The organism is Bacillus sp. B2-WWTP-C-10-Post-4, assembly GCF_009183805.1.
GTDB lineage: Bacteria > Bacillota > Bacilli > Bacillales > Bacillaceae_G > Bacillus_A > Bacillus_A cereus.
This window is the reverse complement of sequence record NZ_WEII01000133.1, coordinates 1-9954: the sequence shown is the minus strand read 5'-3', so window position 1 is coordinate 9954 and position 9954 is coordinate 1. Positions and strand designations below refer to the sequence as shown.

The window sequence follows — 9954 nt, the reverse complement described above, 5'->3', positions numbered from 1 at the left end:
ATATTAATATTTGTACAAAGCAATGTATAGAAATTGTACATTACTTTTAATATAGAAATGTGATTATTATTTGAAATATTGTAAGGAGGAGATTATGACAAAGTGAAAAAGCAAGAGAAGAAAAGTGGTAGAGTAGTACCTCTCCGGTTAAATATTTTATTCCTTTGTGTATTTTTATTATTTTCTGGCATTATTATTCAATTAGGGAAAGTGCAAATTTTTGATGGAGAAACATATAAAAATGAATTAGAGAAGAGAGAAAATGCAACCGTGGGCCTTTCTGTACCACGTGGGAAAATATTTGATCGTGAAGGAAATCCAGTAGTTGATAATAAGTCTTTACGTACGATTACATATACAAAGGTGAAAGGTGTAAAACAAGAAGAAATATTAAAATCAGCAAGACAACTTGCAGATATTATTGAAATGCCACAAGAAGATATAGATAAGTTAACTGAGACTGATAAGAAAGACTTTTGGATGCAATTAAATCCAGAACTTGCTCAAGACTTAGTATCAAAAAAAGAAATAGATAAGTTCCGAGATAAGGATATTACCGGAAAAGAGCTAGACAAAAAAATAGAAGATTTAAAAAGGAAACGCGTTACAGATAAAAATCTTCAAGAACTAACGGCTAAAGATATAGAAGTGTTAGCTATTAAAAGTAAAATGACCTCAGGTTTTCAAATGGCACCTCAAATTATTAAAAAGGACGTTAGTGAACAGGAATATGCGGTGATTAGTGAAAATTTAGCGAACCTTCCAGGAGTAGACGCATCAGTTGATTGGGAGAGAATCTATGTAAATGATGGTCTATTCCGTTCTGTTCTTGGTAACGTTTCAAACGCTGATGAAGGATTGCCACGTGAACGATTAGATTATTATTTAGTGCGTGATTATAGCCGAAATGATAGGGTCGGTAAAAGTTATATCGAACAGCAATACGAAGATGTACTGCATGGTACAAAAAAAGAAGTAAGAAGCATTGCTGATAAACAAGGAAATACTATTAGAACGGAAACGGTTTCGGAAGGAAAAAGCGGTAAAAATTTAACTTTAACAATAGATATGGAATTGCAAAAAAAAGTAGAGGAGAGCATAGAAAAAATATTAAAACAATATAAAGGATCAGAATCAATGTTAGACCGTGCTTTCGTAGTGATGATGAATCCTAAAAATGGCCAAGTATTATCAATGGCTGGGAAAAGGCTTGTAGAAAAAGACGGGAAAATGGAAGTAGAAGATTATGCTTTAGGCACGCTGACAAGTTCATATGAGCTTGGATCAACGGTTAAAGGTGCGACAGTGTTAACAGGGTTTGAAACAAATGCAATAACTCCTGGAACACATTTTTATGATGCACCTATGAAGTTTAAAGGAACTAAGGAAAAGAAGTCTTGGAAAAATTTTGGTGATATAGACGATCTAAGAGCGTTACAAGTTTCTTCAAACGTTTATATGTTTAATATAGCATTAAAAATTGCTGGTGTGGATTATGTGAAAAATAGTTCACTAGATATTAAACAAGAATATTTTGATAAAATGAGATATTATTTCAGGCAATTTGGACTAGGTGTACAAACTGGTATTGATTTACCAAATGAAACTGCAGGGCAAATTGGAAAAAAAGATAATCAGCCTGGTTTCTTATTAGATTATTCTATTGGGCAATATGATACGTATACACCACTTCAGCTTGCACAATATATTTCGACTATCGCAAATGGAGGATATCGAATGAAACCACAAATTGTTCAAGAGATTAGAGAACAAACCGTTCAAAAAAATGAGGTTGGTAAAGTAGTACAATCAATAGAACCCGTTGTTTTAAATAGAATCGATATGAAACAAGAATATATTAATCAAGTAAAAGAAGGATTTAGAAAAGTATTTCAAGAAGGAGATGGAACAGGAGTAAGAGCGTTCCAAAAAGCACCATATAAACCAGCTGGTAAAACAGGGACCGCACAAACTGTATATGGTGGAGAAAATGCAATTGGGCGAAATGCGAAAGGCGATCGTAGAGAATGTTATAACTTAACATTAGCTGGATATGCGCCATATGATGATCCAGAAGTAGCATTTTCTGTTGTAGTACCGTGGGTTGAAAATGATAAATCGGGCATTAACTCCGATATTGGAAAAGAAGTTTTAGATGCTTATTTTGATTTGAAAAATAAGCGGTTAACTGGTGAAGCGCCAAAAACGGATGCCTCTAAAGAGAATTAAAATGTACGAAACGTCTCTAGCATTCCTGTAAACTAGAGGCGTTTTTATCTGGGGATAGATTAGAAATGAGGTATATATGAAGCTGTTTATTCTAAAATATTGGAGGAACATATGTAGCTACATATTAATTATAATAGGGGTTATTTTTATTAATAAGTCCTTTTTATTTTGTATGGTAGAAGGAATTTCGATGCAACCTACTTTGAATGAAAAAGATTATATACTCGTTAATAAGGTAAACGTCTGTTTATCGTCTTTTCATCATGGAGATGTTATCATTATAAAAAAAGAAGACGAGCCTACTTACTATGTGAAACGAATTATTGGATTATCGGGGGATAACATACAACTAAAAAAGGATGAGGTATTTATTAACGGTAAAAAGCGTGATGAGTCGTATATACATTTAGATATGTCACAAGTATCCAATCGTTTTTCCAATTTTAGAGAAATAAAAGTTCCTATGCATAAATTATTTGTGTTAGGTGATAATCGTAATCATAGTAAAGATAGTAGGAATACACTTGGACTTATTGATGAATCAAATATAATAGGTAAAGTAGAAATGGTATTTTATCCATTTGACCATATAAAATGGATAAAATAATTCTATTAACGATTCACATTTTATAAAATAAATCATATATTGATAGCATAGGACAAGCAGAAACGCTTGTTTTAACCTCACAGAACACTCCTTATCACGGTTAGGCATCTACATAGGTAGATGCTTTTTTTTATGTTGATGACTGAAAATTATTTATCAATATAATGTAGCAAGCATATTAGGACTATTAGGGGAAGATTACTTGTACAAATAACAGTATGCTTAATTAAAACAATGAAATGTAAGGAGTGAGGAATAAGTGCTAAATATTTTAGTGGTTAATTTTCCAGCAGAGGGACATGTAAACCCTACATTAAATTTAGTAAAAGCTTTTACTGAACGAGGGGATAACGTACATTATATTACAACGGCAAACTTTAAGGATAGAATTGAAGATTTAGGAGCTACTGTACATATTCATCCGGATTTATTAAAAGAGATTTCTATTGATGCTGAAACCTCATCTGGGTTAAATGCTTTCTTTCATGTGCATGTTCAAACTTCTTTATATATATTAGAAATTACGAAACAATTATGTGAAAGTATAAATTTTGATTTCGTAATTTATGATATATTTGGCGCAGGAGAGTTAGTAAAGGAGTATTTACAAGTTCCAGGTGTAGTGTCCTCACCTATATTTTTAATTCCGCCAGAATTTTTGAAGACATTACCTTTTCATCCAAATGCAGATATGCCATTCCAACCAGAGGAAATCTCTGAAAAATTACTAAATCAGATGGAACATAAATTTGGAGTAAAACCAAAGAATAATCTTCAATTTATGAATAATAAGGGTGATGTTTGTCTCGTATACACAAGTCGCTATTTCCAACCTAATAACGAATCGTTCGGAGAAAATAACATTTTTATTGGACCGAGTATTTCAAAGCGTAAAACAAATATAAAGTTTCCACTGGAATCACTTAAAGAAAAGAAAGTTATTTATATTTCAATGGGAACACTGCTTGAAGGACTCGAACCATTCTTTAATACTTGTATTGATACTTTTTCAGATTTTGATGGGATAGTTGTAATGGCAATTGGTGATAGAAATGATATCTCTAAAATTAAGAAAGCACCAGATAATTTTATAATTGCTCCATACGTACCTCAATCAGAAATATTAAATGAAGCAGATGTTTTTATTACACATGGCGGTATGAATAGCGTACACGATGCCATTCATTATAATGTCCCATTTGTAATAATACCGCATGATAAAGACCAGCCAATGATAGCGCAAAGATTAACTGAGCTTGAAGCGGCACATAGACTATTGAAAGAACATGTTAATGTGCACACTTTAAAAGAGGCCGTAACAGATGTTCTTTCAAATGAAAAGTATAAACATGGTATAAGAAAACTTAATGATAGCTTTTTAGAATGTGGTGGTTCAAAAGAAGCAATTGCAGTTATTGAATCTCTTTTAAATAAAGTAAAACTTTAATCGGTAGGGATTTTTTTACTACCCATAAATAGCGGGATAAATAGTCGTAACTGTATACAAGCATAGAGGTTCTCACCTTTATGCTTGTATATTCTTATCCAGCAAATTGCACAGCAGTATTTGCATGTAAAAAAGCAGTATCAAAAACGGGAACAGTAAGATCATTTTGGGAGATGAGTAAAGGTATTTCAGTGCAGCCTAATAATATACCTTCAGCGCCGTTTTGAATTAATGATTTTGTAATTTGTAATAACTTTTCTTTAGATGTTTCTGAAATGATCCCTCTACTTAATTCATCTAATATGACATGGTGGATAAAAGTTCTTTCCTCGTCATTTGGGATAATTGTCTCAATGTTATATTTCGCTAATCGTGATTTATAGAAATCTTGCTCCATCGTTTGTTTTGTTCCTAATAGTCCGATACGTTTTATATTCTGTTCTACCATTTCTTTAGCACTTACATCACCAATGTGAAGAAGCGGGATAGATATTGCTTGTTCTACTTCCTCGGCAAATAGATGTACGGTATTTGAACAAATTAGTAAACATTCAGCCCCAGATTTTTCAACTTTCTTTGCAACTGTAACTAGTTCATTTTTCACTTCTTCATATTGATGGTTTTGTAATAAAGTAGTTACTTCACCAAAGTCCATACTATATAAAACTAACTTTGCATTTTGATCGTATTGAGAGAGTGTAAGTGTATTAATATGTTTATAGTATAATGATGTAGATTCCCAACTTAATCCTCCAATCAAACCAATAACTTTCATAATGCATTCCTCCCGAAACGATTTTGAATTTATTATTTCATAATTCCGATAAGAATACAATGATTTAAATGATCTATTTAACAAAAAATAAAAATAGTAAGAAAAGTGTTGAAATTAACATTCTTTAGTGCCATAATACGAATTACAAATTAATACTTATCCAGAGAGGTGGAGGGAACGGCCCTAAGAAACCTCAGCAACCCCTATGCAATTTTATAGGAAGGTGCTAATTCCGCAGAGGACACGATGTGTTTTTTGAAAGATAAGAGGATTCTTGAACGTGAAAGAAAATGACCTCTTATGTAAGAGGTCATTTTTTTGTTGTATAGAAAGGGAGTGTCGATGCATAATTCATTTTTAAATTAAATATAGAGTAATAAAAGTTGACTAATATGAGAGGGGAATTGTCATGAACAAATTATCAACAAAGTTAGTAGTAGCAATCGGTATTGGAGCAGCATTATACGGGATATTAGGACTTTGGGGATTTTCTATTGCACCGAATACATTTATTAAACCAGCATTAGCTATATTAACTGTTTTTGGAGCATTATTTGGTCCAGTGGCAGGACTGTTAATCGGACTTATCGGTCATACCGTAACAGATACGATTGCTGGGTGGGGGATTTGGTGGGGATGGGTTATTAGTTCAGGTATTATTGGTTTTTCAATGGGGCTTATTCAAAAAAGAGTTGGTTTTAGTGTGAAAAACGGGTCATTTAAGAAGGGGGATATTTCTTATTTAGCAATTACTGGGCTAGTTGGTATTGTCATTGCTATTATATTTGCTGGGGCATTCGATATTATTGTGATGGGGGAACCATTTGACAAAATTGTTATACAAGTATTAGGAGCAACAATTTCCGATGTCATCGTTTTCTTAGTACTTGGATTGCCACTTACAATTGGTCTGGCGAAATCCAATAAGAAACATACACATTTAAAAATTGAAAAGTAGGGATGTCAACATGCAACCAATTATTTCGTTTGAACAATTCACCTTTCAATATGGGCATGCTGCGCAGCCTACTTTAAGTGATATTACCTTTCATATATACCCTGGGGAAAAAGTGCTAATTGCTGGACGAAGTGGTTCAGGAAAGTCGACATTAGCTCATTGTATAAATGGGCTAATCCCATTTTCTTACGAAGGGAATAGCACAGGTAACGTTTTAATTGCCGGTAAAGACCCGAGGGAAGGAAGTATTTTTGAACAAAGTAAACAGGTAGGAACAATTTTGCAAGATCAAGATGCTCAATTTATTGGTCTGACAGTAGAAGAAGATGTAGCTTTTTATTTAGAAAATGAATGTGTAAAGCAAGATGATATGAAAAAGATTGTTTCGGACTCATTAAGAAAGGTGAAGATGCATACGTTTCATAAACAAAGTCCACATGAATTATCAGGAGGTCAAAAGCAAACAGTTTCTCTTGCTGGTTTATTAACAACAAATGCGGATATATTATTGTTCGATGAACCGTTAGCTAATTTAGATCCACTAAGCGCCTTACATACGATAGAACTTATGAAAGATATACATGAACAATATAATAAAACGATTGTTATTATCGAACATAGAATAGAAGAAATTTTAAAACTGGATTTAGACAAAATTATATTAATTGATGAAGGTAAAGTCATTGCGATAGGAACACCAAAAGAAATCTTAGCGTCAAATATATTACCACGTATCGGCTTAAGAGAGCCTATTTACATCGAAGCATTAAAGAGATTACATTTTGATAGTAATAATGACGTAATATATCCAATGGAAAACCTTCAAAAAGAAAAGGTAAGCAACGTTATAAAAGAGTGGATGGAGAAACAAGTCATATTAAAAGGGAATACTAAAAACAAGGAATTACTTAAAGTGGAGAATTTATCATTTTCATACTCTAATAAACAAAAAGTATTAGAAAATGTAAACCTTTCAATATATGAAGGAGAAATTGTGGCACTGTTAGGACATAATGGAGCAGGGAAATCAACATTAGCTCATAGTCTTATAGGCATAAACAAAATGAAAAATGGGAAAATCTTGTTAAAAGGTGAAGATATTAGTTCTTGGTCTATTCGTAAACGTGGGGAAATCATATCTTACGTGATGCAAAATCCAAATCATATGATTACACAGCCTACTGTTTTTGAAGAAGTTTCATTTACATTAACATTACATAATTTTTCTAAGGAAGAAATTAAGAATAGAGTAGAAGGAACTTTAAAAATTTGTGGTTTATATCCATTTCGTAATTGGCCAATTCAAGCACTAAGCTATGGGCAAAAGAAGAGATTAACAATCGCATCTGTATTAACAACAAATCCTAAACTTATCATATTAGATGAACCGACAGCGGGACAAGATTATTATCACTATAAACAATTTATGTCTTTTATTAAAAACCTAGCTAAAAAGGGAATTTCATTTGTTTTTATCACTCACGATATGAATCTTGCGCTAGAATATACAGACCGTGCAGTAGTTCTACATGAAGGGAAAATTATTGCGGATAATACAGTGTTTGATGTATTAGGCGATCAAGAAACGTTACAAAGAGCCAACTTAAGAGAGAGTTCTTTAACCAAGCTTGTTAAATTTAGTGGGATTGCATGTCCAGAAAAATTTATGGAGCTTTATTTAGACAGTAATAGGAGGGAGGAAGGTGCATAGTACATATTTTCATCGTATGGATGGGATAGTGAAATTGTTTTTATTTATTTTTTGTATGACGCTTACTTTTTTGTTTTTTGATTTTCGGGTGTTGCTAATATTATTTATTATTGGGTGTATCGGGCTCAGCATTGCTAAAATTCCATTTCGTAAAATTTTAATTGTTTTTAGTGTCATATTTACATTTAGTTTATTAAACTCTGTCATGATTTTATTGATTACACCAACTCATGGATCTGAATTAACTGAATCATATACCGCGTTTTTACATGTTGGATATGCAACGATTACATATGAAACATTATTTTATGCAGCTACACTTTCATTAAAGTATTTTACGTTATTACCATTTACACTTCTTTTTATTTACACGACAGATCCAAGCGAATTTGTAAGTAACTTAAGTAAACTTGGTATTCATTATAAGATTACTTATGCAATAAATATTGCACTACGTTATATTCCTGACATCCAGTCTGAGTATAAAATTATTAAACACGCGCAAGAAGCGAGAGGGGTGGCTTTTGAAAAAGGAGAAGCAAGTTTATGGGTTCGTATGAAGAACCGTGTTTTAATTTTCTGGCCACTGATCATTCATTCTCTAGAAAGAATAGATACGGTTTCAAATGCAATGGATTTAAGAGGATTTGGAAAGAAGGATAAACGTACATGGTTTTATACAAGTAAGGCGAAACGTGAAGATTTCATCGCTTTATTTGCCGGTATTTTCATATTTATTGTTGCGGTATATTTAAAATTAAACGTATTTCAAAACTTTTGGTATCCATTTTAAAGCACTCTTTAAACGAGTGCTTTTACTTATTTTTATGTAGACATGCTCAAAAAAGGGATATATACATAATGTATAATACGAACCAGTTAAAATGATCAACTACCTATTAGTTTTCAAACCAAAAGGAGGAGAAAATATGAGTTACGGTGGTTCTTGTGGTTTTGGTGGAGGTTTCGCTTTATTAGTTGTGTTATTCATTCTATTAATAATTGTAGGATGCAGCTGCTGGGGCGGAGGATACTAATTTTTAATTAGTCTTCACAAATGTAAACTAAAAAAACATTGAAGATACTTATGTATCGAAACAAATAAAAAAGGAGCGACTATGCTCCTTTTTTATTTGTTTTAATGCGTATTCTTACTATATTTCGGGAACGTAATCGTTAAAGTCGTTCCTTTACTAACGATACTTCGGATTTTTAAACTTCCATGCATCGTCTCAATAATCTTAACAGCAACCATTGTACCTAAACCGGTTCCTTTTGTTTTTGTACTAAAATACGGTTCACCGAATCGATGTATTTGCTCCTGTGACATTCCAACTCCGCTATCTTCAATTCGTATTTCAACTTTACTATTATTGATAGATGAGGAAATATTTAAGGTACCACCATTAGGCATCGCTTCAATACTGTTCTTTATTAAGTTTAAAAAACATTGTTGAAAGTGCTGTTTATTACCAACAATGGTTGCCTCAGAAAAATCCTGTGTAATATGTATCGTATTCATATTACACAATGGCAATATCATATTAATAACCCGATTTAACTCTTGTTTTATTGAAATTTGATCTAATTTTTCTGGAGCAGGTTTGGCAAACGTTAAATAATCATCGATAATTTCTTGGGCACGATTTAACTCTTCAAGTATATGTTTAATATATTCGTCTCTTGACTCAGGAGTTAAATTCGGTGTTTTTAAAAGCTGTGTAAATCCTTTTACAACCGTTAAGGGATTCCTTACTTCGTGCGATATACTTGCAGCGAGTTGGCTAACAATCTCCATTTTTTCCATTTTAATTAATTTTGAGCGCATTAATACAGCATCTTTAATAACTTCATTTATATAAACAATAAATAACATTAAAGTAGTCGGTAATACCATGAAATAAATAATATACAAATTATTCACTTCAAAATCTGATAAGGTTAATACAATTAAAGTTGTAAATATTGCTAGGAAAAAGGTTAAAAACATGGAAAAAGCTACTTTAAGTTTTCTATTATATGTATTAAATTTTGAAGATGCGAGTGCTGTAACGATGAACATTATTCCGTAAACAACAACTGTCAGCATGTTAAAGCCATAAAATAAAAATCTCGTAATTAATAAAATTGTAAACAATATGATACCGACAGGGAATCCACCATAAAGCGTACCTATTATGACCGGAATTTGTCTTAAATCATGAATACAACTTTCATCCATATAGAT

9 protein-coding genes and 1 riboswitch are annotated in these 9954 nt (G+C 32.2%); of the genes, 7 read left to right on the top strand and 2 right to left on the bottom strand.

What is annotated here, in order from left to right; genetic code table 11:
- Window positions 1–102: 102 nt before the first annotated feature.
- From GBN78_RS26470 to GBN78_RS26460, 3 genes are all read left to right on the top strand, one after another.
- The gene (locus tag GBN78_RS26470) at window positions 103–2229 is read left to right on the top strand and encodes a peptidoglycan D,D-transpeptidase FtsI family protein (protein ID WP_000743768.1); all 2127 of its coding nucleotides are present in this window, start codon (window positions 103–105) and stop codon (window positions 2227–2229) included.
- Between the two features lie 76 nt (window positions 2230–2305).
- Window positions 2306–2836 carry a signal peptidase I gene (gene lepB / locus GBN78_RS26465; RefSeq protein WP_001987730.1) on the top strand — a complete coding sequence of 177 codons (531 nt, stop codon included), beginning with the start codon at window positions 2306–2308 and terminating at the stop codon, window positions 2834–2836.
- A gap of 259 nt (window positions 2837–3095) precedes the next feature.
- Window positions 3096–4283 carry a macrolide family glycosyltransferase gene (locus GBN78_RS26460; RefSeq protein ID WP_000932142.1) on the top strand — a complete coding sequence of 396 codons (1188 nt, stop codon included), beginning with the start codon at window positions 3096–3098 and terminating at the stop codon, window positions 4281–4283.
- 94 nt (window positions 4284–4377) lie between these two features.
- On the opposite strand, the gene GBN78_RS26455 is transcribed toward GBN78_RS26460, so the two are convergent.
- Window positions 4378–5058, bottom strand: a complete 681-nt coding sequence (locus GBN78_RS26455) for an aspartate/glutamate racemase family protein (protein ID WP_152127879.1) — start codon at window positions 5056–5058, stop codon at window positions 4378–4380.
- 153 nt (window positions 5059–5211) lie between these two features.
- Window positions 5212–5327: riboswitch (SAM riboswitch) on the top strand.
- Between the two features lie 140 nt (window positions 5328–5467).
- On the opposite strand from GBN78_RS26455, the gene GBN78_RS26450 reads away from it, so the two are divergent.
- From GBN78_RS26450 to GBN78_RS26435, 4 genes are all read left to right on the top strand, one after another.
- The gene (locus GBN78_RS26450) at window positions 5468–6016 is read left to right on the top strand and encodes an ECF-type riboflavin transporter substrate-binding protein (protein ID WP_001038208.1); all 549 of its coding nucleotides are present in this window, start codon (window positions 5468–5470) and stop codon (window positions 6014–6016) included.
- 10 nt (window positions 6017–6026) lie between these two features.
- Window positions 6027–7727 (top strand): ABC transporter ATP-binding protein, encoded by a 1701-nt coding sequence (locus GBN78_RS26445; protein WP_001182506.1) that lies wholly within the window; start codon window positions 6027–6029, stop codon window positions 7725–7727.
- Window positions 7720–8520, top strand: coding sequence for an energy-coupling factor transporter transmembrane component T family protein (locus GBN78_RS26440; protein ID WP_000556362.1), 801 nt, complete (start codon window positions 7720–7722; stop codon window positions 8518–8520). Before GBN78_RS26445 ends, GBN78_RS26440 begins: the two co-directional genes overlap by 8 nt.
- A 136-nt stretch (window positions 8521–8656) precedes the next feature.
- Window positions 8657–8764 (top strand): YjcZ family sporulation protein, encoded by a 108-nt coding sequence (locus GBN78_RS26435; RefSeq protein ID WP_000120182.1) that lies wholly within the window; start codon window positions 8657–8659, stop codon window positions 8762–8764.
- Window positions 8765–8865: 101 nt separating this feature from the next.
- On the opposite strand, the gene GBN78_RS26430 is transcribed toward GBN78_RS26435, so the two are convergent.
- The coding region (locus GBN78_RS26430) for a sensor histidine kinase (RefSeq protein ID WP_152127878.1) at window positions 8866–9954 on the bottom strand (1089 nt) is incomplete at its 5' end.

What these genes read in the sequence shown, in the direction of transcription:
- GBN78_RS26455 (WP_152127879.1), bottom strand. Translation starts at nt 5,058, where the DNA reads ATGAAAGTTATTGGTTTGATTGGAGGATTAAGTTGGGAATCTACATCA.
- lepB (WP_001987730.1), top strand. Translation starts at nt 2,306, where the DNA reads ATGAAGCTGTTTATTCTAAAATATTGGAGGAACATATGTAGCTACATA.
- GBN78_RS26450 (WP_001038208.1), top strand. Translation starts at nt 5,468, where the DNA reads ATGAACAAATTATCAACAAAGTTAGTAGTAGCAATCGGTATTGGAGCA.
- GBN78_RS26435 (WP_000120182.1), top strand. Translation starts at nt 8,657, where the DNA reads ATGAGTTACGGTGGTTCTTGTGGTTTTGGTGGAGGTTTCGCTTTATTA.
- GBN78_RS26445 (WP_001182506.1), top strand. Translation starts at nt 6,027, where the DNA reads ATGCAACCAATTATTTCGTTTGAACAATTCACCTTTCAATATGGGCAT.